The sequence below is a fragment of the Sphingopyxis granuli NBRC 100800 genome (assembly GCF_001591045.1).
GTDB classification, from domain to species: Bacteria; Pseudomonadota; Alphaproteobacteria; order Sphingomonadales; family Sphingomonadaceae; genus Sphingopyxis; species Sphingopyxis granuli.
This window is the reverse complement of the sequence record NZ_BCUA01000080.1, coordinates 1-18,720: the sequence shown is the minus strand read 5'-3', so window position 1 is coordinate 18,720 and position 18,720 is coordinate 1. Positions and strand designations below refer to the sequence as shown.

Sequence of the window (18,720 nt, the reverse complement as noted above, 5' to 3'; positions counted from 1 at the left end):
AGTCCGTCTCATGTCATCATGGCCTAGTCGAAGCTGGGGAGGGTATCGACGGCGCGCAAACACGCCACGCAGACACCCTCATCCAACTACGCCTAGCCGCTTTGCGGCAAGGGGAATCAGCCCTTGAGCGCGAACGCCGCTGCGAACAGCGCCACCGCGATGCTGGCGAGCGCGATGCCGCGCCACGGCATGAAGCCGACCCGGTCAACGTCATGCCGGTGCTTGCGGCGCCATTCGGCAATTTCGGCAATGCCGAACAGTACCACCGCCCCGATGCTGACCGACAGCATGGACACTTGCATCGACGCGCTTCCCTTCGCACTATGGACCTTCCCCAGCAGGATCGGCCCCACCGGCCCCTGCCAGCCGAAAGGTGCCGATATGCGTCATTTTCGTCCCGTTGCAATAGCCGCCCTGCTCGCCGCCTCGGCTGCTTGCAGCGCCCCATCGTCCAACGCGGCCGCGGGCGAGGCGGCGGCGCAGCCGTCGGATGCGATCGCGGCGGCGGTCGCGGCACCGACACGCGCTGCGGCGAACCTGCCGCGCGACGTCTATCGCCACCCCGCCGAGACGCTGGCCTTCTTCGGCGTCACCGGCCGCGACACCGTCGTCGAGCTGTGGCCGGGCGGCGGCTGGTACACCGAAATCCTCGCGCCGCTTGCCAAAGCGGGCGGCGGCACGCTCTATGCCGCGGCGCCGTGGGAGCGCGGCCTCAACAAGATCAAGGAGTGGCAGGGCGCACACCCCGACGTCTATGGCGCGGTCAGGCTCGCCGAATTTCCGGCGACCGGCGCGGGTCCGAAGGTACCCGACGGCAGCGCCGACGTCGTGCTGACCTTCCGCAACGTCCACAACTGGCGCTTCGGCGGCGCCGACAAGACCGCCGACGCGTTCAAGCAGATTTATGCGATGCTGAAACCCGGCGGCGTGCTGGGCGTCGTCGAGCATCGCCTGCCCGAGGAGATGGATTCGGCGCGCGAGGAAAAGAGCGGCTACATGAAGCGCTCATCGATCGTCGCCTTTGCCGAAGCTGCGGGCTTCCGCCTCGCCGGTGAGAGCGACATCAACGCCAACCCCAAGGACACGCACGATTATGAAAAGGGCGTGTGGACGCTGCCGCCGACGCTGACCGAGGGCGAGAAGGACAAGGACAAATATCTGGCGATCGGCGAATCGGACCGCATGACGCTGAAATTCGTGAAGCCCGCAAGCTGACCAAGCCGCTCGAAACCATCGACCCCGCGCTGCTGCTCAGCGCCTATGCGCAGGGCCTGTTCCCGATGGCCGACGGAGCGGACGATCCGTCGGTGCATTGGGTCGAGCCGCGGCTGCGCGCGATCCTGCCGCTCGACGGCTTCCATCTGTCGCACAGCTTGCGGAAGGTGATCGTCGCCGACCGCTTTCGGGTGACGACCGATACCGCCTTTCCGGCGATCATGGCGCTGTGCGCCGAGCCGGCACCCGACCGGCCGACGACGTGGATCAACCCGATCATCAAGGCGAGCTACGAACGGCTGTTCCGCCTCGGCCACGCGCACAGCGTCGAATGCTGGCTGGGCGACGCGCTGGTCGGCGGCCTCTATGGCGTGTCGCTGGGGCGCGCCTTCTTCGGCGAATCGATGGTCAGCCGCGTGCGCGACGCATCGAAGGTCGCACTGGCGCATCTCGTCGCGCGGCTGAAGGCGGGCGGCTGGCAATTGCTCGACTGCCAGTTCATCACCCCGCACCTGGCGAGCCTCGGCGCGATCGAAATCACGCAGGCCGCCTATCTCGCGCGGCTCTATTCGGTGTTGTCGGGGGTCGAGGGCGGAGCGGCCGGCGGGGTCGCCGGTGCAGGTGGCGGCGACGGCGCGGCGGGTGCAGCGGTCGTCCCTTCGCCGCCGTTCGTCGCGGGCGACTGGGGCGCGCTCGACGCCTTGGGCGCCGCATCGGATTTGGGAGCCGCCCGCGCGACCGGCTCGCCGCCGGGATATGTCATCGCGCAGCTTTTGACGTAGACGTCGAAGATCGGGTGCTGGATCACGTTGCGTTCGGGCCGCTCGCGGAAAATCCAGCCCGAAAAGACGCGATACCATTTGTCGTCGCGCTGATCCTGCACCGACAGCTGGACGAAGGCGCCGGTTTCGGGCGGGTCTTCCCACGGCGCGGTCTGCTCGCAGGCGCGCAGGCGGACGATCGCACGGCCCACGCGCGCCGAATCGCCCGGCTTCATCTCCAGCTCGCGGACCAGCCCGTTGCGCTTGTTGAGCAGGCCGAGCACCGCGACGCGTTCCGCCATCGGGGTCGCCCCCTCGATCCCGCCGACTTCCTGCGGCACGCTTTCGGAGCGCACCGCTTCGGCCTTGTCGACCTTTTTCGCCGGGCCGCGGTCGCAGGCAGCGAGCCCCGTCGCCGCGAGCAGCGCCGCAAGCGCGATCGGAAGCGGGCGCACCACCGCGCGGGTCACTCGGCGCCGGGGCGCCAGGCCTCATAGTCGCCGGTCGCGGCGGCGCGGCGCCCGCCGCGCTCGAGCGCGCCCGCCGGGCGATAGGCGCCGAGGCTGCCGGTCAGGTTCGGCGTCGGCTCGGCCTGCCACGGGCGCGGCGCGGGCAGCGCCTCCGACGGCAGTTCGTCGAGCGTGCCGTGCAGCCAGCCGTGCCATTCGGGGGGCACGCGGCTCGCGTCGTTCGATCCGTTGTAGATCACCCAGCGGCGATTCCCCTTGCGCGCGCGGTAATAGCGGTTGCCGAGGCTGTCCTCGCCGACCTTCTCGCCATTTTTCCAGCTGTTCAGCAGCGTGCCAACGGTCGCGCCGTCCCACCAGGTGAAAATCTTGCCGAGGATGCTCATGGCCGTGGCGTTTACAGGCAAGCCGCCGCGCTTCGCAAGCGCGAAAGGTCAGAAAGACCGAGAATCCGGTCCCCAATGAGGATCAGAGCGTCAATTCTTCCACGTCACCGTGGCGGTCTCGTCGATCCCGAGCCGGGCGGCCGTTCCGCCCGCGAGTTCGAGTACCGCCGCGACGTCGCCGCCGCTGACCACCGGTTCTAGCGATTCGGGGATCGTGTTCTCGGCAATGCGGTCGATGCTGCCGTCGGCGCGGATGAAGATCATGTCGAGCGGGATCAGCGTGTTCTTCATCCAGAAGCTCGCCGGACGCGGAGGGGTGAAGGGAAAGATCATGCCGCCATCGGCGGGCAGGCTGGTGCGAAACATCAGGCCGCGCGCCTGCTCCTCGGCGGTGCGTGCGACCTCGACCTGGAACTTGTGCTGCACGCCTTTCATCGCGACGGTCAGCGGGACCGTCGCGCTCTGCGACTGGGCGTCCGAATCCTTGGCACAGGCCGTCACCGGCAGCGCCAGCACCAGGGCAAAAGCGGTCATCATCGCACGCATTCGGCAGTTCCTTTCGCCGGCCAATCGGGCTTTTCCTAATCGAGCGCCGCCTCGCCGTCCAGCGCCGCGAGTGCCGCATCGTCGCCGGGCGCGATCGCAAGGATGCGCCGCGCCAGCGCCGGCGCATGCCCCGCGCGGACGAAAGCCGCGACCTGCCGCTCGCGCTGCGCCGGATCGTCGGCCGCACGCGTCGCAAAAGGGCCGAAGCGCCGCCGCCGCGCGAAACCGACCGCCGCCGCCATCGCGCGCTCCTTGGCCTCGGCGATCGCCTCGCCGCTGTCCTCGTCCGCGATGCCGTCGACGAAAAGCTGCGCCTTCACTCGCCGCACGCCCAACCCGCGGCGCGTCATCGCCCCCGCGCGCATCGCGGCATATTGGCGGTCATCGAGGAAGCACAGCCGCTCCATCCGGTCGGCGACCGCATCGCACGCCGCCATGGCGTCGGCATCGCCCTGCCATTCGGATTCGCGGACCTTGCGAGCCAGATAGCGCGTCAATTTGGCGCGGCTCGTCGCGAAACGCGCGACATAGGCGAGCGCCAGTTCGTCGAGCCGGGCTGCGTCCAACGGCTTTTTCCGACGGTCGGATGGAACGCGGCTATGCGACATATGCCATGTTTATGCCACAGTCGGGCCCGATTGAGAACGACCAGCGCCGCCATATCGGGCCGATAAGGCCCGAAAATGGGCGATTTGTTCGAACTGCAAGGGATCGCGCAGCCCCGTCATGGCCGAAAAAGATGACATGCTTGTTGCCGCGCGTCCCGCATCCCGGGACCTCGCACCCCCTATGACCCAGAAAAACAACGTCGCACCGAATGATACCGTCGCGCCGACCCCGACGCCCACCGAATGCGCGCAGCCGCGCCGCTTTTCGGATTTCGCCACCGTCGGCGAAGCGCTCGCCTATGCCGCCGCGGGCAAGCGCGGGCTCAATTTCCACGATCCGCGCGGGCGCCTCGTACGCGCCTACAGCTATCGCGAGCTGCGCGACGACGCGATCGCCACCGCCTATCGGCTGATCGCGGCGGGCGTCCGGCCCGGCGACCGCATCGCGCTGATCGCCGAGACCGGCGCCGAATTCGCCGCGCTGTTCTTCGGCACCATCCACGCCGGCGCCTGGCCGGTGCCGCTGCCGCTGCCCACCAGTTTCGGCGGCCGCGATTCCTATGTCGGCCAGCTCGTCGTCCAGCTCGAAAGCTGCGACCCCGCGCTGCTCTTCTTCCCGCCCGACATCGCCGCGATGGCGATCGAGGCGGCCGAGGCAAAGGGCGTGATGCCCGTCGACTGGGACGAATTCGCCGCGCGCCCGGCGCCGGTCGCCCCGCTGCCCGAACAGAAGAGCGACGAAACCTGCTACCTTCAATACAGCAGCGGCTCGACGCGATTCCCGCACGGCGTGGCGGTCACCCATGCGGCGCTGCTCAACAATCTCGCCGCGCATGCACACGGCATGAAATTGCAGGACAGCGACCGCTGCGTGTCGTGGCTGCCCTGGTATCACGACATGGGGCTCGTCGGCTGCTTCCTGTCGCCGGTCGCCAACCAGGTGTCGGTCGACTATCTCAAGACCGAGGATTTCGCGCGCCGGCCGCTCGCCTGGCTCGACCTCATCAGTCGCAACGAGGGCACGACACTCAGCTATTCGCCAACCTTCGGCTACGACATCTGCGCCCGCCGCATCTCCAGCCAGACCAATGTCGCCGACCGCTTCGACCTGTCGCGCTGGCGCGTCGCGGGCAATGGCGCCGACATGATCCGCCCCGACGTGATGCAGGCCTTCGTCGACGCCTTTGCCGAAGCGGGTTTCCAGGCCGGCGCCTTCCTGCCGAGCTATGGCCTCGCCGAGGCGACGCTCGCGGTCAGCATCATGCCGCCGGGCGAGGGAATCGTCGTCGAGCTGGTCGAGGAGACCGAGCTGTCGGGTGCCGCGGGCAACGGCGACCGGCCGACCCGCTATCGCGCGATCGTCAATTGCGGCCGCGCGGTGCGCGACATGACGATCGAGGTGCGCGACGAGGAAGGCCATGTCCTGCCCGACCAGACGGTCGGCAAGGTGTGGTGCACCGGTCCGTCGCTGATGACCGGCTATTACCGCGATCCCGATGCGACCGCCGCCTGCATGCAGGACGGCTGGCTCGACACCGGCGACATGGGTTATCTGTCCGACGGCTACATCTATATCGTCGGCCGGGCCAAGGACATGATCATCATCAACGGCAAGAATCACTGGCCGCAGGATATCGAATGGGCGGTCGAGCAGCTGCCCGGCTTCAAGTCCGGCGACATCGCCGCCTTCGCGATCACCGCCCCCGGAGGCGAGGAGACGCCCGCCGTGCTCGTCCAGTGCCGCACCAGCGACGAGGCCGAGCGCGTCGCGCTGCGCGAGGCGATCCGCGACCGCGTCCGCGCGATCACCGGCATGAACTGCCTCGTCGAGCTGATCCCGCCGCGCACCCTGCCGCGCACCAGCTCGGGCAAGCTCAGCCGGTCGAAAGCGCGCGCGCAGTATCTGGCGGGCGAGATTCAGCCCTTTGCCATCGCCGCCTGACGGCGGGCCCGTTCGGCGCCCGATTCGCTCCATCCCGGCACGAAAGCGCCGGGACGGAGCGGGCGCAGTTACCTTCGGGTAACCCCGCCCCGCTACACAGGCGGCGTGAAAAGCCTGTTGACCGACCAGAATCCGGCCGATGACGTTTCCGTGCGCACCCTGTTGGGGCTGGGGGCGTCGCACCGGGACATCGCGCACCTTCGCCAGCTCCAGCTTGCGCCGCTTCGCGGCCGGGGCTCGCTGCGGCTGTGGATGGGCGTCGCGATGGCGCTGATCGCCGCCTTCACCATGGTGCCCCACGTCCGCTCGGTGATCGTCGCCGGCTGGCTCACCTGCGCGCTGAGCTTCAGCCTGTGGTCCTATCGTTCGTTCGCCACCCGGCCGCTGGGCGAAGCGCGGATCGCGGGCCCCGCCGAATTCGCGCTGTGCAACCGGCACGCCTTCTATTCGGCGCTGCTCTGGACAGTGCCTTTCTGGCTGCAGGGGCTGTCGCCCGGCACCGACCATGCGCTTGCGATGTGGGCCACCACCCTGCTGATGATGCTGACGCTGGCAATGATCGCGCACAGCCTTCCAACCGTGTGCATCCTCTATATCGCGCCGGTCAGCCTGTCGGCGGCCGTTGCGCTCGTCCGCACCGGCGCGCCCCAGCTCGCCGTCGTCGCGGTCGCCGCGGGCCTGCTCCTAAGCTTCTTCTGCATTCGGTTCGCGCAGAACCATATCCGTTTCCGCCGCGCCGAAGAGGTGCTGCATGAAAAGAGCGAGACGGTCAGCCTGCTGCTGCGCGAATTCGAGGAAACCTCGGCCGACTGGCTGTGGCAGACCGACAGCAACCGCCGCCTCGTCCACGTCTCGCCGCGCCTCGCCTATGCGCTCGGCGCGGCGGCCGACGAGCTCGAGGGACAGCCGCTGGTCCAGGCGCTGTCGGGGGACGCGTGGGAGACGGGGAATTTCCCCCGCAGTCTGCACGATATGGCCGAGCGGATGAAACGGCGCGAAAGCTTTTCCAACCTGATCGTCCCGGTGACGATCGGCGGCAAGCCGCGCTGGTGGGAATTGTCGGCCTCTCCGCGCCTCGACGAGGCGGGCAAATTCCTCGGCTTTCGCGGCGTCGGATCGGACGTGACCGAACAGCGGGTTTCGGCCGAGCAGATCGCCAAGATGGCGCGCTTCGACAATCTGACAGGCCTGCCCAATCGCCTCAGCCTCAACGAGGCGCTAGCCCGCGCGCTCGACCAGGCGCAGAGCGCCCGGTCGCGCTGCGCGCTGCTGATGATCGACCTCGACCGCTTCAAGGCGGTGAACGATACGCTGGGGCACCCGATCGGTGACAAGCTGCTCGCGCAGGTCGCGGCGCGGCTCAAGGGAATGATGGACCGCAGCATGACCTGCGGCCGCCTCGGCGGCGACGAATTCGCGGTGGTGCTTCACCAGGCCCCGTCCGCCGACGAGGCCGAGGAGATGGCGCGGCGGATCATCGCGACGCTCAGCCGCCCCTATGTCGTGGACAACCACCAGCTCTTCGTCGGTGCCAGCGTCGGCTATGCGATCGGCCCGCAGGACGGCGCGACGGTCGAGACGCTGACGCGCAACGCCGACCTCGCGCTCTACAAGTCGAAGGACAAGGGCGGCAACGTCGTCGCCGCCTATGTCGCCTCGCTCCACGCGCAGGCCGAAGAGCGGCGCGTGATGGAGCAGGAACTGCGCGGCGCACTCGATCGCGGGGAATTCGAACTCTATTACCAGCCCGTCGTCACCGCAGAGGACGGGACGCTGAACGGCTTCGAGGCGCTGATCCGCTGGACCAACCAGAAACTCGGCTCCGTCCCGCCCGGCCGTTTCATCCCGCTGGCCGAGGATTCGCGGCTGATCGCGCCGATCGGCGAATGGGTGCTGCGTACCGCGTGCCACGAGGCGATGCGCTGGCCCGCGAACCTGAAGGTCGCGATCAACGTGTCGGCTGAACAGCTCACCGACCCTAATTTCGCCTCGGTCGTCGTCTCGGCGCTCGCGCAGTCGGGACTGCCGCCGCACCGGCTGGAGATCGAGGTGACCGAAAGCGTCTTCCTGCGCGATGGCGGCGGCGCGGCGCAGCTTCTCGACCAGCTCATCGGGCTCGGCATCCGCCTCAGCCTCGACGATTTCGGCACCGGCTATTCGTCGCTCGGCTATCTTCGCAAGACGCAATTCTCGACGATCAAGGTCGATCGCAGCTTCGTCGTCGGCGCCGCAAAGGGCAGCATCGAATCGATCGCGATCATCCGCGCCGTCGTCGCGCTCGCCGACAGCCTGGGCATGTCGACCACCGCCGAGGGGGCCGAGACCGAGATCGAGGTCGACACGTTGCGCGCATTCGGCTGCAGCAACATCCAGGGCTATTATTACGGGCGCCCGATGCCCGCCGCCGACGTACTGACGCTGTTCCGCCCGCCCGAGAATCTGGCCACAGCCGCGGCGTGACGGGCCGTTCCGGCCGGGCTGGATCGGCGACGATCCGATGGCGTGCCGCGACGAATCGAAAGCCTTAACAAAAGGTTCCCCCACCCACCGCAGCAGTAGCGCGATTCGTCGCTAGGCAGTTGGTGGCGCCCGAAAGCTGCGGCAGGGACGCTGCAACGCTTGAAGACAAGCCAAATGGGGGTCGCCTTTCATGCTCCATCGCCGCTTTCTGGGTGCCGTCGCGCTGTGCACCTCGCTGATCGCCAGCGTCCCCGCGATCGCCGCCGACTATCTTCAGTGCGTCCCCTTCGCCCGCGCCGAATCGGGCGTCGAGATCCGCGGCAACGCCAAGACCTGGTGGTCGCAAGCGGCGGGCAGCTACGATCGCGGCCACGAACCCCGCAAGGGCGCGGTGATGGCCTTTGCCGGCACACGCGGCATGCCGTCGGGCCACGTCGCGGTGGTCAAGAAGGTCGTCAGCGACCGCGAAATCCTGATCGATCATGCCAACTGGTCGCCGATCAACGGCCGCCGCGGCCAGATCGAGCGCAACGTCCGTGTCGTCGACGTCAGCGACGCCGGCGACTGGAGCATGGTCCGCGTCTGGTATGCGCCGATCGGCGACCTCGGGCTGCGCGCCAATCCGGTGCAGGGCTTCATCTATGCGGGCGGCGCCGCCCAGCCCGAGCGCAAGGCGTTCGATACGCCGGTGTGGACACAGAACGACTGGAAGCCCGGCAACGGCCTCGACATCGTCGCCGCCTCGCTCGGCGGCTGAGCCGGCCCTCCCCTGCGGGAGGGGATCGACTTATTCCTCGCCGCTCTCGGCGTCGTCATCCTCGAACCAGGCCTCGACCTCGCCCGACAGCTTGATCGTCATCGGCTGGCCGAAGCGGTCCTTCGATTTGCCCGCGGCGACGCGAATCCAGCCTTCGGAAATCGAATATTCCTCGACGTCGGTGCGTTCCTTGCCCTTGAAGCGGATGCCGATGCCGCGCTGCAGCACCTCCATGTCGAAATGCGGCGAGCGCGGGTTGGTCGACAGGCGGTCGGGGGGCGTATCGGTCATCGTCAATCTCCAGAAACTGCCGCGCGGCTAGGCGAGGATGGCCGGCAAATCAAGCATTGTCGCCAGAAATTGCCCCTATTCTGCGACGGGATAAAGCTCCCGTTCCTCGCGCGCCATGCGCCGCCGCAGTGCGGCAAGGATCGCCCGCGTCTCGCGGCGGAACCGCGGCCATTCGGCCGCGATCCGCCCGGTCGGCCACAGGCCGTCATAGCGCGCATATTCGTCGGCGAGGGTGCCGATCTCCGCCACGAAAAGCTGCGCCAGATCGGCAAGTGCGGGATCGCCGCTGTCGCGCAGGCGCGGATAGAGCGCCCAGTCCTCGCATTTCAGGTGGCGGACCAGCGTATCGTGGAACAGGCCGCGCACCGCCTCGATCTCGGTCGGCCGCGGCGGTTCGGCGGCGGCGACCAGATCGAGCAGATATTGCGACAAAGTGGCCAGCGCGGTATGCTCGTCCCGCAGGCGGCGCGTCTCCCCGGCGATATGCATGGACCCCTCTTTTACCGAGCGGTCCCTCGCATTCGGCCCTAGACCGCCGCCGTGAAAAGACGGTTAACGCAAGCCTCGCCGGCCTGTCCTGCCGCCTATGCCGCTTCCTTCTTGCGCGCCGCCTTCTTGCGCTCGTGCGGGTCGAGGATCGCCTTGCGCAGGCGGATGTTCTTCGGCGTCACCTCGACCATCTCGTCGTCGTCGATATAGGCGATCGCCTGTTCGAGCGTCATCCGGCGCGGCGGTGTCAGGCGGATCGCGTCGTCCTTGCCCGTCGAGCGGAAGTTGGTGAGCTGCTTCGACTTCATCGGGTTGACCTCGAGGTCGTCGGGCTTCGCATTCTCGCCGATGATCATCCCCTCATAGAGCGCCTCGCCGGGCGAGACGAAGAGGATGCCGCGTTCTTCGAGCGGGCCGAGCGCATAGGCCACCGCCTCGCCCGCGCCGTTCGAGATCAGGACGCCGTTCTTGCGGCCCCCGATCGCGCCCTTGTAGGGGCCGTATCGGTCGAACAGGCGGTTCATGATGCCGGTGCCGCGCGTGTCGGACAGGAATTCGCCGTGATAGCCGATCAGGCCGCGCGACGGGCCGCTGAAGGTGATGCGCGTCTTGCCGCCGCCCGACGGACGCATGTCGGTCAGCTCGGCCTTGCGTACCTGCATCTTCTCGACCACCGTGCCGCTGTGCTCGTCGTCGACGTCGATGACCACGGTTTCATAAGGCTCGGTGCGCTGGCCGTTCTCGTCGGTCTGATAGAGAACGCGCGGACGGCTGATACCCAGTTCGAAACCCTCGCGGCGCATCGTCTCGATCAGGACGCCGAGCTGCAACTCGCCGCGGCCCGCGACCTCGAAGCTGTCCTTGTCGGCGCTTTCGGTGATGCGGATCGCGACGTTGGTCTCGGCCTCGCGCATCAGGCGATCGCGGATCATCCGGCTCGTCACCTTGCTACCCTCGCGCCCCGCCATCGGCGAATCATTGACCGCGAAACGCATCGACAGCGTCGGCGGATCGATCGGCTGCGCGGCGATCGGCTCGCTGACGCTCGGGTCTGCGATGGTGTTCGCGACGGTCGCGTTGGTCAGTCCCGCGATCGCCACGATGTCGCCCGCGCGCGCTTCCTCGACCGGCACGCGGTCGAGCCCGCGAAAGGCGAGCAGCTTCGACGCGCGGCCCGTCTCGATCACCTTGCCGTCGGCGTCGAGCGCATGGATCGGCTGATTGACCTTGATCGTCCCCGACTGGACGCGCCCCGTCAGCACGCGGCCGATGAAATTGTCGCGGTCGAGCAGCGTCGCGAGGAAGGAGAAGGGCCCGTCGGCGTCGAGACCCGGCGCGGGCACATGGCCCACGATCGTCTGGAACAGCGGCGTGAAATCGCCGTCGCGCGCCTCCGGATCGGGCGAGGCGAAGCCCGAGCGGCCCGAAGCGTAGAGGATCGGGAAATCGAGCTGCTCGTCGCTCGCGTCGAGCGTCAGGAACAGCTCGAACACCTCGTCGAGCACTTCGGCGGGACGCGCGTCGCTGCGGTCGATCTTGTTGACGACGACGATCGGACGCAGACCGAGCGCCAGCGCCTTGCCGGTGACGAACTTGGTCTGCGGCATCGGCCCTTCGGCCGCGTCGACGAGCAGGATGACACCATCGACCATCGACAGGATGCGCTCGACCTCGCCGCCGAAGTCGGCGTGGCCCGGCGTGTCGACGATGTTGATCCGCGTCGTGCCCGCACCCCCATTTTCTTCGCCCTCACCCCATTCGACCGAGGTGCATTTGGCGAGGATGGTGATCCCGCGTTCCTTTTCGAGATCGCCCGAATCCATCGCGCGCTCATCGACGCGCTGATTGTCGCGGAAGGTGCCCGACTGGCGGAAAAGCTGGTCGACAAGGGTTGTCTTGCCATGATCGACGTGCGCGATAATGGCGATATTACGCAATGACATCAGAAAATACCTTAACGGGGCATGGCGGCGCTGCGCCGCACTTCGGCGGCGCGCCTAGCGAATTTGCTGCTGCGGCGCAACAAAATTGCCGATGTCACAGCATCGCGATCAGCCGCTCGACCTCCATCGCCGCCGCGCGGGCGGCGCGGACGAGGTTCGCGTGAAAGTCGCGGCTGCTTCCCTCGTCCGCCGTATCGGTGACGGCCTTGACCGCCGCCCACGGCTTGCCGAGCCGCGCGGCGACCTGCGCGACGGCGCCCACCTCCATATCGACGAGCGTCGCGCCAAGGCCGCGCACGAGCCCGGCCGCCACGTCGGGGCAGGCGATGAAGCTGTCGCCGCTCGCGATTCGCGCATGCGGCAGGCCCAGCCCGGGATCGGGCATGGCGGCGAAATGCGCCTCGCCCACCTCTCCCGCCGGCCATTCGCCCGCGCGATAGCGGTCGAAGCGGTCGGGACGCACCGTGCCGTAATCATGCTGCACCGCCTCGGCGAGCCAATAGGCGCGCCCCGCCTCGGCATCGAGCGCGCCGCAGGTCCCGCTCATCAGCAACAGGTCGGCGTCGCCGCCGAACAGGCCGGCGGCAAGCGCCGCATGGACCTTGCCGAGCCCACAGGTCGCAACGGCGAGGGCATGCCCCCGCACCGCAAGGCGGCGGATGGCGAAGCCATCGGCGGTGCGCACGCCCTCCCCGGGGAAAAGGGCGTCCGCCTCTTCGGGGAGCGCGGCGAGGATGAGGATGCGGGACATGGACGCCCTGTAGCGACGGCATCGTCGGATGGAAAAGGATTCGCGCAGGCGCGCGCAGGAAATCTCTGTCCTGCAAAACCGCGCGGCGCCAGCCTCTCCACTCGATGCCGAAAATCCCGCTCTCGCCGCGCCGCCTGTCCCCTCGCGCGCCCACGAGGCTGCGCTCGCCCGGCAACGGCCAAAGCTACAAAGGGCACCCGCGGCGCCGTCCCGGCGCGGAGCGCTGGGTCCTGTACCCGATTCATCTTCCCGCGGGGGGAGCGCCTGTTGACGAGTCTTGCCAATCCCCGCGCATCCCGCCATCGCCCCGATCATGCTCGCACGCATCTTCCCCGACCGCTTCGTCCCCGTCCTGCTCGCGACGATCCTGATCGCCAGCCTGCTGCCGGTGCGCGGCGAGGCGGTGCCCGTAGCGCAGGGCGTGTCGACCGCGGCGATCGTCCTGCTCTTCTTCCTCAACGGTGTGCGGCTGCCGCGCGACGAGGTGCTGCACGGCGTCCGCAACTGGAAGCTGCAGGGCGCTGGCCTCGCCTTCTGCTTCGGCGGCATGGCGCTGCTCGGCGTTGTCGCGCAGGCAGCGACCGCGCCCTTCCTGCCCGCGACCCTGGCGCTTGGCTTCCTCTTCCTCGGCATCCTGCCTTCGACCGTCCAGTCGGCAACCGCATCGAGCAGCATGGCGGGCGGCAATGTCGCGGCGAGCGTCGTCGCCGCCGCGCTGCTCAACCTGACCGGAGTCATCGCTTCCCCGCTGCTCTTCGCCGCGCTCGCGGGGAGCGCGGGCGCGATCAGCGGCGCGGCGGCGCTGCGCATCGCCCTGATCCTGCTGCTGCCCTTCGTCGCGGGGCAGGCGGCGCAGCGCTGGCTGCGCCCCTGGGTGCTGCGGCATCGCGAACTGGCGACCTTCATGGATCGCACCTCGATCGCCATCGCGGTCTATGTCGCCTTTTCCGCGGCGGTGGTCGGCGGCATCTGGACCCGGCTCGACGGCCGCGAGATCGGCATCACCTTCGCCGCGGTTGCGGCGCTGCTCGCGCTGGCCTTTGCGGCCGCCTGGGCCCTGGGCGGGCTGCTGCGCCTGCGCCGGCCCGACCGCGTCACCCTGCTCTTCGCGGGCGCGCAGAAAAGCATCGCGGTGGGCGCGCCGCTCGCCGCGACGCTCTTTCCCCCGGCCATCGCGGGCGTGGTGCTGGTGCCGATCCTCGTCTATCATATGGCGCAGCTCATCCTCTCCGCGTGGATCGCGCCGTTCCTGAATCGGCCGCAAGAGGTGTGATGCTTGAACAACACAGTGCCGCGTGCCATATAGGCTTCGGCCCAGAGCCGACTTGAGGGCTGGAAGGAAGTGGAATGAGCGAAGACACCGCGACGGCGACCGCCACCGATGAACTGAAGCTGACGCCGCCCGAACCTGTCCCGGCCGTGTCGCCCGAAAAGGCCGCCGGGCTGGTGCCGCTGTCGACCGAGCAGAAATCGAAGCTGGAGGAACGCGTCGACAGCTTCATCGACGATCTCGTCGCGCAGGACGAGAATTCGCCCGAGTTCGGCAAGCGCATCGACCAGATCACCAACATGGGCCGCAAGGAGATGCTGGAGGCGGCGAGCCACAGCAACCGCTTCCTCGACCGCCCGGTCCGGGCGATGGACCGCGACACCGACATCGGCCAGAATCTGATCGAACTGCGCACCACCGTCGAACGGCTCGACCCGTCGGCGAACGGCAAGCTGCTGACCAAGCGCGGTTTCCTCGACAAGATCTTTGGCAGCAAGGTCAGCAATTATTTCGCGCAGTATCGCAGCGCCCAGACTCACATCAGCGGCATCCTGACCGCGCTCGCCAACGGCAAGGACGAGCTACTGATGGACAATGCCGCCATCGACGTCGAACGCCGCAAGATGTGGGAATCGATGGGCAAGCTGGAGCAGATGGTCCACATCGCGAACACGCTCGACCAGCGGCTGGAGGCGAAGGCGAACGAACTCGACGGCAGCGACCCGGCCAAGGCGAAGATCCTGCGCGAAAATGCGCTCTTCTATGCCCGTCAGCGCACGCAGGACCTGCTGACCCAGATGGCGGTGACGGTGCAGGGCTATCTCGCGCTCGATCTCGTCAAGAAGAACAATGTCGAACTGGTGAAGGGGGTCGACCGCGCCAGCACGACCACCGTCGGGGCGCTCAAGACCGCGATCACCGTGGCGCAGGCGATGACCAACCAGAAGCTGGTGCTCGAACAGATCACCGCGCTCAACACGACGACCGCGAACATCATCGACGGCACGTCGAAGATGCTCAAGGACAACACCGCGCGCATCCACGAACAGGCGGCATCGAGCACGATCCCGATGGAGACGCTGAGCCGCGCCTTTCAGAACATCTACGACACGATGGACGCGATCGACACCTTCAAGCTGAAGGCGCTCGACACGATGAAGACGACGGTGACGGCGCTGGAAGGCGAGGTCGCCAAGTCGAAGGGCTATATCGCGCGCGCCGAGGGCGCGAGCCAGGCACAGGCGAGCGTCGGCGGCGCCGACAGCCCGCTCGCGGCGCTCGAGGGCTGACGAGGCGGCGATGGCGATGAGCGAGACCGACCAGACGATCATGCTCGGCAATGCCGCGATCGAGCGGTCGCGCGAACGCCGACGGCCGATCGGCACCAAGAGCATGGCGCTGCGCCGCCAGCATCTGTTCCGGAAGATCGGCCGCATCTGCATGGCGGGCGGCGCGGTGCTGATCGCGGCGGCGCTGTTCGGTATGCTGATCCGGCCGCTCGGCTTTGCCGGGGTGATGGCGGTCACGCTGCTGCTGATCGGCGTCGCGATCCTGTTCGGCAAATGGCCGCCCTTCCCCGAACCGCGCCAGGCCGACCTGCCCAAGGCCGACCTCAAGCAACTCGCGGGGCGTACCGAGATATGGCTGGAGGCGCAGCGCCCCGCGCTCCCCGCACCGGCGCGCCAACTCGTCGACGGCATCGGCGTCCAGCTCGACCTGCTCGCGCCGCAGCTCCAGACGCTCGACCCCGCGACTCCGGCGGCCGGCAACATCCGCAAGCTCGTCGGCGAGGATCTGCCCGAGCTGGTCGCGGGCTATCAGCGCATCCCCGCCGGGCTGCGCGGCGAGGCGCACGCCGGCCGTACCCCCGACGAAACGCTGGTCGGCGGCCTCAGGATGCTCGAACGCGAGATCGGCGAGGCCGCCCGCAGTCTGGCCGCGGGCGAACTCGACAAGCTCGCGACGCGCGAGCGCTATCTCCAGCTCAAATATCAGGGGCTGGAGGCGGAAGACGGGGGCGACGCGCCGACGTCCTGACCGGACCCCGGTGCCTTACAGGCGCTGCGAATGGTGTTCGCTGGGCTGCGCGATATCGCCGAGCGCCGCGCCGGCCGCAGGCGCGGCGCCGTTCGTCGCAAGATCGCTGAGCGACACCACGCCGACCAGCCGCTTGTCGCGGTCGAGAACGGGCAGGCGGCGCACCTGCAGCGTGCCCATCGTGTGGAGCACCTTCTCGACCTCATCCTCGGCGAAGCAATAGCGCACCTCGTCGCTCATCACCTCCTCGACGCCCGCGGACGGGGCGAGTCCCATGCCGACGCCGCGAATGGCGATGTCGCGGTCGGTGACGATGCCGATCAGCTCATCCTTGTCGGCGACGGGCAGGAATCCCGAATCCATTTCCGCCATCAGTTGCGCCGCGGACTGGAGCGAATTGTCGAGCGACAGGACGCATATGTTCCGGCTCATGCAATCGGCGACCTTCATGTCTCTCTCCTTCATGCCGCCCCCCGGCACCAAAATCACATCCTGCGCGCCGGCACGGACGCCTGCAGGATAGGAGCCGCCAGCGGCAAGCGGCCCAGCGGCGCCACCGTCTCGACGGGCTCGAACAGCGGCGCGACGCGCTCGGCGGCGGAGGGGGCTTCGTTGAAATGGAGGTAGTTTGCGTTGAATGACGCGAGCGCCGCCAGCCCCTCGAAGTCGGAAAGCTCCAGCCGCAGCTGGCGAATCTCGACCCCGCAGCACCGGCGCAGTTCCTGGATCGTGCGGTTGACATGGACCTGGGTCAGGCCGGTCGCCTCCGCGATCTGCCACTGGGTGAGCAGGAAATCGCACGCGCCGGCATTCGGCGGCGTCTTGCCGTGTTGGCGGACATACAGCTCGCACAGCAGGTGCGCGACGCGCTCCTGCGCGTTGCGCTGCCCGATGCTGATCATCCATTCGCGCTGGATCGCGCCGGCGACAAGCTCGCTCCAGCAGAATATCTGCGAAAGGCTGGGGCAGCGGTGCAGCAGGTCGCACGCCTCGGCGCGCCCGATCTCCGCCACACACAGGCGGCGGACCGCGGCGAGCGAATGATCGCTGCGGCTGACGGTGAACAGGTCGAGGTCGCAAAGCTGGCCGGGCAGATAGAGCGCCAGTATCTGGCGCCGGCCATCGGGAAGCTGCTTGTATTTCTGCGCCCATCCGTCGAGCACGACATGCAGCGCCCGCGGCCGTTCGCCCTCGCGGGTCAGATCGGCGCCCTTGCCATGGTCGCGGGCGTTGCGCGCCAGGCAGGCCTCCCACGCGATGCGTTCGCGCGGCGTCAGCAGACTGTCGAGAATTTCGCGGAAAGGCATGGAATGGTACCTCGGAACCGGTCCGGATGATGAACCCCCCGATGTACGGGGGTCCCTCACCCATGTTAGCCGGGCGATCGCTTCGTCGCGATTCGCGCCCGGCCCGTTCGACGATTCCGGCCCCGCCCACCGCGAAGGACAAGGTCGCGGCGCTACTGCGCGGGTGTCTTGTCCACAGGCGCGGCCGGCGGCGGTGCTGCGGGGGTCGACGGGGCGGTACCCGTCGCCGCAGCGTTGCGGGCGGGAACGTCGATGCCGCGCAGCATCGAGAGATGCCCGTCGACCACCGTCGCGGTCGCCTGCGCGAAATCGCGCAGCGCATCCTGCGTTCCGCTGTCGGCATAGCCGTTGAGTTCGGCAAGCGCCGCCTCATGCGCCCGCATCTGCTGTTCCTTGTAGAGGCTGTCGAAATCGTCGGCGGTTGCCGCCCGCAGCGCGGCAAGGTCGGTGCGATGCTGGGCGTTGGGCGACGCGTCCACCGTCAGCCCCTGTGTCGTCGCGGCGGCCTTCAGTTTGGCGCTCGATGCGGTGTGGTCGGTGACCATCTTCGCCGCGAAATCGCGAAGCGCCTTCGACTTCGCCTTGCTCTGCGCGATCTTGGCGGATTCGATTTCGAACTGGTCGCTGGCGGCGATGCGGTTGGCGAAGGTCTGAGGATCGACCGCCGCGATGCTTCCTTCGGTCGGGGTCATCTCTCCGTCGGGCATGGCGCCGCTGTCGTCCTGCCGCGCCTTGTCCGGGCTACCGCAGGCAGCAAGAAGCGCAAGGGGCGCGAGGGCCGCAAGCCCGGTCATGCGTGAATAGGCCATGTTGAGTCTCCCATGTCTGATGCAGGCTCGACGCGGCGCGGCCCGGCAGAGTTCCTGTCGAAGATTATTTTTATTTTTCATAAACTTGATTCAAATTATAAGAATGGGGGCGGCTTTTTTCGGCGCCGCCGGCAACCCTCTGGATCGTCCCGCTTTTTGCATGGAGCGCCCGCGCCCCACCCGTTCGGCGGACAGCGAAACGCACCGCGTCGCGCGCGGAACCTCGTCCTGGTCGAGCGGTTGTCGGGGAAGAGAGGAAGGAGAGCGATCATGCCCCGCGGCGACAAATCGAGCTATACCGGCAAGCAGAAACGCAAGGCCGAGCATATCGAGGAAGGTTATGAGAAGCGCGGCGTCGGCCATGCCGAGGCCGAGCGCCGCGCCTGGGCGACGGTGAACAAGGAATCGGGCGGCGGCAAAAAATCGGGGTCGGGCCGCGGCAAGAAGGAAAGCCACGCTTCATCGCGCAAGGGCGCGGCCACAAGGGCGGGTCGAGCCAGAGCGCGGAGAAGCGATCGGCGGCCGCGAAAAAGGGTTGGGAAACGCGCCGCCGCCGCGCCGGCGGCTAGACTCCGCGATGGCGACCGCAAGGACTGGCCCGATACCTATCCCTTCGGGCTGTGATCTTTCGGGTCCGGCTGCAAGCCGGGCGCGCCCGAACGGACAAGTGGCTCAGATTTC

19 protein-coding genes and 2 pseudogenes are annotated in these 18,720 nt (G+C 68.0%); 9 read left to right on the top strand and 12 right to left on the bottom strand.

Features of this window, described 5'->3' with window-relative positions; all coding sequences use genetic code 11:
- Positions 1–116: 116 nt before the first annotated feature.
- The gene (locus SGR02S_RS20125; protein ID WP_148650926.1) at positions 117–302 is read right to left on the bottom strand and encodes a hypothetical protein; all 186 of its coding nucleotides are present in this window, start codon (positions 300–302) and stop codon (positions 117–119) included.
- Positions 303–381: 79 nt separating this feature from the next.
- Between SGR02S_RS20125 and SGR02S_RS15635 the strand changes: the two genes are divergently transcribed.
- A complete protein-coding gene (locus SGR02S_RS15635) occupies positions 382–1,215 on the top strand; it encodes a class I SAM-dependent methyltransferase (RefSeq protein ID WP_067111918.1) in 834 nt (277 codons plus the stop codon).
- Positions 1,212–1,997: a leucyl/phenylalanyl-tRNA--protein transferase gene (aat, locus tag SGR02S_RS15630; protein ID WP_082797187.1), complete on the top strand. Its 786-nt coding sequence runs from the start codon at positions 1,212–1,214 to the stop codon at positions 1,995–1,997. The genes SGR02S_RS15635 and aat overlap by 4 nt, the downstream gene beginning before the upstream one ends.
- A gap of 44 nt (positions 1,998–2,041) precedes the next feature.
- Here the strand turns inward: aat and SGR02S_RS20615 are convergent.
- The 4 genes and pseudogenes from SGR02S_RS20615 to SGR02S_RS15615 form a co-directional block, all read right to left on the bottom strand.
- Positions 2,042–2,212, bottom strand: a pseudogene (locus SGR02S_RS20615) (DUF2155 domain-containing protein); the annotation flags it as partial.
- Between the two features lie 230 nt (positions 2,213–2,442).
- The gene (locus tag SGR02S_RS15625) at positions 2,443–2,829 is read right to left on the bottom strand and encodes an NADH:ubiquinone oxidoreductase subunit NDUFA12 (protein ID WP_067111910.1); all 387 of its coding nucleotides are present in this window, start codon (positions 2,827–2,829) and stop codon (positions 2,443–2,445) included.
- A 90-nt stretch (positions 2,830–2,919) separates the two neighbouring features.
- Positions 2,920–3,366, bottom strand: a complete 447-nt coding sequence (locus tag SGR02S_RS15620) for a DUF192 domain-containing protein (protein ID WP_082797186.1) — start codon at positions 3,364–3,366, stop codon at positions 2,920–2,922.
- Positions 3,367–3,410: 44 nt separating this feature from the next.
- Positions 3,411–3,941 (bottom strand): regulatory protein RecX, encoded by a 531-nt coding sequence (locus SGR02S_RS15615; RefSeq protein WP_255211499.1) that lies wholly within the window; start codon positions 3,939–3,941, stop codon positions 3,411–3,413.
- Positions 3,942–4,164: 223 nt separating this feature from the next.
- Here SGR02S_RS15615 and SGR02S_RS15610 point away from each other — a divergent pair, with 223 nt between their 5' ends.
- The 3 genes from SGR02S_RS15610 (at position 4,165) to SGR02S_RS15600 (ending at position 9,142) form a co-directional block, all read left to right on the top strand.
- Complete coding sequence (locus tag SGR02S_RS15610; RefSeq protein WP_067111901.1) at positions 4,165–5,925, top strand: fatty acyl-AMP ligase; 1,761 nt, start codon at positions 4,165–4,167, stop codon at positions 5,923–5,925.
- Positions 5,926–6,030: 105 nt separating this feature from the next.
- Positions 6,031–8,385, top strand: coding sequence for a putative bifunctional diguanylate cyclase/phosphodiesterase (locus tag SGR02S_RS15605; protein ID WP_067111899.1), 2,355 nt, complete (start codon positions 6,031–6,033; stop codon positions 8,383–8,385).
- 190 nt (positions 8,386–8,575) lie between these two features.
- Positions 8,576–9,142 (top strand): CHAP domain-containing protein, encoded by a 567-nt coding sequence (locus SGR02S_RS15600; protein ID WP_067111897.1) that lies wholly within the window; start codon positions 8,576–8,578, stop codon positions 9,140–9,142.
- 30 nt (positions 9,143–9,172) lie between these two features.
- Here the strand turns inward: SGR02S_RS15600 and SGR02S_RS15595 are convergent, their stop codons facing one another.
- The 4 genes from SGR02S_RS15595 to SGR02S_RS15580 all read right to left on the bottom strand — a co-directional run bounded on the left by SGR02S_RS15595 (position 9,173) and on the right by SGR02S_RS15580 (position 12,616).
- Positions 9,173–9,433 (bottom strand): DUF3297 family protein, encoded by a 261-nt coding sequence (locus SGR02S_RS15595; RefSeq protein ID WP_067111895.1) that lies wholly within the window; start codon positions 9,431–9,433, stop codon positions 9,173–9,175.
- 75 nt (positions 9,434–9,508) lie between these two features.
- Complete coding sequence (locus tag SGR02S_RS15590; RefSeq protein WP_067111894.1) at positions 9,509–9,922, bottom strand: hemerythrin domain-containing protein; 414 nt, start codon at positions 9,920–9,922, stop codon at positions 9,509–9,511.
- 95 nt (positions 9,923–10,017) lie between these two features.
- On the bottom strand, positions 10,018–11,865 hold the full coding sequence (gene typA / locus SGR02S_RS15585) for a translational GTPase TypA (RefSeq protein ID WP_067111892.1): 1,848 nt from the start codon (positions 11,863–11,865) through the stop codon (positions 10,018–10,020).
- A 94-nt stretch (positions 11,866–11,959) separates the two neighbouring features.
- Positions 11,960–12,616 (bottom strand): 5'-methylthioadenosine/S-adenosylhomocysteine nucleosidase family protein, encoded by a 657-nt coding sequence (locus tag SGR02S_RS15580; protein WP_067111889.1) that lies wholly within the window; start codon positions 12,614–12,616, stop codon positions 11,960–11,962.
- A 313-nt stretch (positions 12,617–12,929) separates the two neighbouring features.
- Here SGR02S_RS15580 and SGR02S_RS15575 point away from each other — a divergent pair, with 313 nt between their 5' ends.
- From SGR02S_RS15575 to SGR02S_RS15565, 3 genes are all read left to right on the top strand, one after another.
- A complete protein-coding gene (locus tag SGR02S_RS15575; protein WP_067111913.1) occupies positions 12,930–13,889 on the top strand; it encodes a bile acid:sodium symporter family protein in 960 nt (319 codons plus the stop codon).
- A gap of 74 nt (positions 13,890–13,963) precedes the next feature.
- Positions 13,964–15,175: a toxic anion resistance protein gene (locus tag SGR02S_RS15570; protein WP_067111886.1), complete on the top strand. Its 1,212-nt coding sequence runs from the start codon at positions 13,964–13,966 to the stop codon at positions 15,173–15,175.
- Positions 15,176–15,191: 16 nt separating this feature from the next.
- Positions 15,192–15,923, top strand: coding sequence for a hypothetical protein (locus SGR02S_RS15565; RefSeq protein ID WP_255211498.1), 732 nt, complete (start codon positions 15,192–15,194; stop codon positions 15,921–15,923).
- 15 nt (positions 15,924–15,938) lie between these two features.
- On the opposite strand, the gene SGR02S_RS15560 is transcribed toward SGR02S_RS15565, so the two are convergent.
- From SGR02S_RS15560 to SGR02S_RS15550, 3 genes are all read right to left on the bottom strand, one after another.
- Entirely contained in the window at positions 15,939–16,373 is a 435-nt protein-coding gene (locus SGR02S_RS15560; RefSeq protein WP_067111880.1) for a CBS domain-containing protein, read from the bottom strand.
- A 35-nt stretch (positions 16,374–16,408) separates the two neighbouring features.
- Positions 16,409–17,230: a Crp/Fnr family transcriptional regulator gene (locus SGR02S_RS15555; protein ID WP_067111878.1), complete on the bottom strand. Its 822-nt coding sequence runs from the start codon at positions 17,228–17,230 to the stop codon at positions 16,409–16,411.
- 152 nt (positions 17,231–17,382) lie between these two features.
- Positions 17,383–18,039 carry a DUF4142 domain-containing protein gene (locus tag SGR02S_RS15550; protein WP_067111874.1) on the bottom strand — a complete coding sequence of 219 codons (657 nt, stop codon included), beginning with the start codon at positions 18,037–18,039 and terminating at the stop codon, positions 17,383–17,385.
- A 270-nt stretch (positions 18,040–18,309) separates the two neighbouring features.
- Here SGR02S_RS15550 and SGR02S_RS15545 point away from each other — a divergent pair.
- Positions 18,310–18,608: pseudogene (locus SGR02S_RS15545) on the top strand (plasmid stabilization protein).
- Positions 18,609–18,720: the final 112 nt, after the last annotated feature.

Bases quoted from the DNA above. Each gene is read 5' to 3' on its own strand.
- SGR02S_RS20125 (WP_148650926.1), bottom strand. From the start codon at position 302: ATGCAAGTGTCCATGCTGTCGGTCAGCATCGGGGCGGTGGTACTGTTC.
- SGR02S_RS15635 (WP_067111918.1), top strand. From the start codon at position 382: ATGCGTCATTTTCGTCCCGTTGCAATAGCCGCCCTGCTCGCCGCCTCG.
- SGR02S_RS15625 (WP_067111910.1), bottom strand. From the start codon at position 2,829: ATGAGCATCCTCGGCAAGATTTTCACCTGGTGGGACGGCGCGACCGTT.
- SGR02S_RS15620 (WP_082797186.1), bottom strand. From the start codon at position 3,366: ATGATGACCGCTTTTGCCCTGGTGCTGGCGCTGCCGGTGACGGCCTGT.
- SGR02S_RS15610 (WP_067111901.1), top strand. From the start codon at position 4,165: ATGACCCAGAAAAACAACGTCGCACCGAATGATACCGTCGCGCCGACC.
- SGR02S_RS15600 (WP_067111897.1), top strand. From the start codon at position 8,576: ATGCTCCATCGCCGCTTTCTGGGTGCCGTCGCGCTGTGCACCTCGCTG.
- SGR02S_RS15595 (WP_067111895.1), bottom strand. From the start codon at position 9,433: ATGACCGATACGCCCCCCGACCGCCTGTCGACCAACCCGCGCTCGCCG.
- SGR02S_RS15590 (WP_067111894.1), bottom strand. From the start codon at position 9,922: ATGCATATCGCCGGGGAGACGCGCCGCCTGCGGGACGAGCATACCGCG.
- typA (WP_067111892.1), bottom strand. From the start codon at position 11,865: ATGTCATTGCGTAATATCGCCATTATCGCGCACGTCGATCATGGCAAG.
- SGR02S_RS15580 (WP_067111889.1), bottom strand. From the start codon at position 12,616: ATGTCCCGCATCCTCATCCTCGCCGCGCTCCCCGAAGAGGCGGACGCC.
- SGR02S_RS15575 (WP_067111913.1), top strand. From the start codon at position 12,930: ATGCTCGCACGCATCTTCCCCGACCGCTTCGTCCCCGTCCTGCTCGCG.
- SGR02S_RS15570 (WP_067111886.1), top strand. From the start codon at position 13,964: ATGAGCGAAGACACCGCGACGGCGACCGCCACCGATGAACTGAAGCTG.
- SGR02S_RS15565 (WP_255211498.1), top strand. From the start codon at position 15,192: ATGAGCGAGACCGACCAGACGATCATGCTCGGCAATGCCGCGATCGAG.
- SGR02S_RS15560 (WP_067111880.1), bottom strand. From the start codon at position 16,373: ATGAAGGTCGCCGATTGCATGAGCCGGAACATATGCGTCCTGTCGCTC.
- SGR02S_RS15555 (WP_067111878.1), bottom strand. From the start codon at position 17,230: ATGCCTTTCCGCGAAATTCTCGACAGTCTGCTGACGCCGCGCGAACGC.
- SGR02S_RS15550 (WP_067111874.1), bottom strand. From the start codon at position 18,039: ATGGCCTATTCACGCATGACCGGGCTTGCGGCCCTCGCGCCCCTTGCG.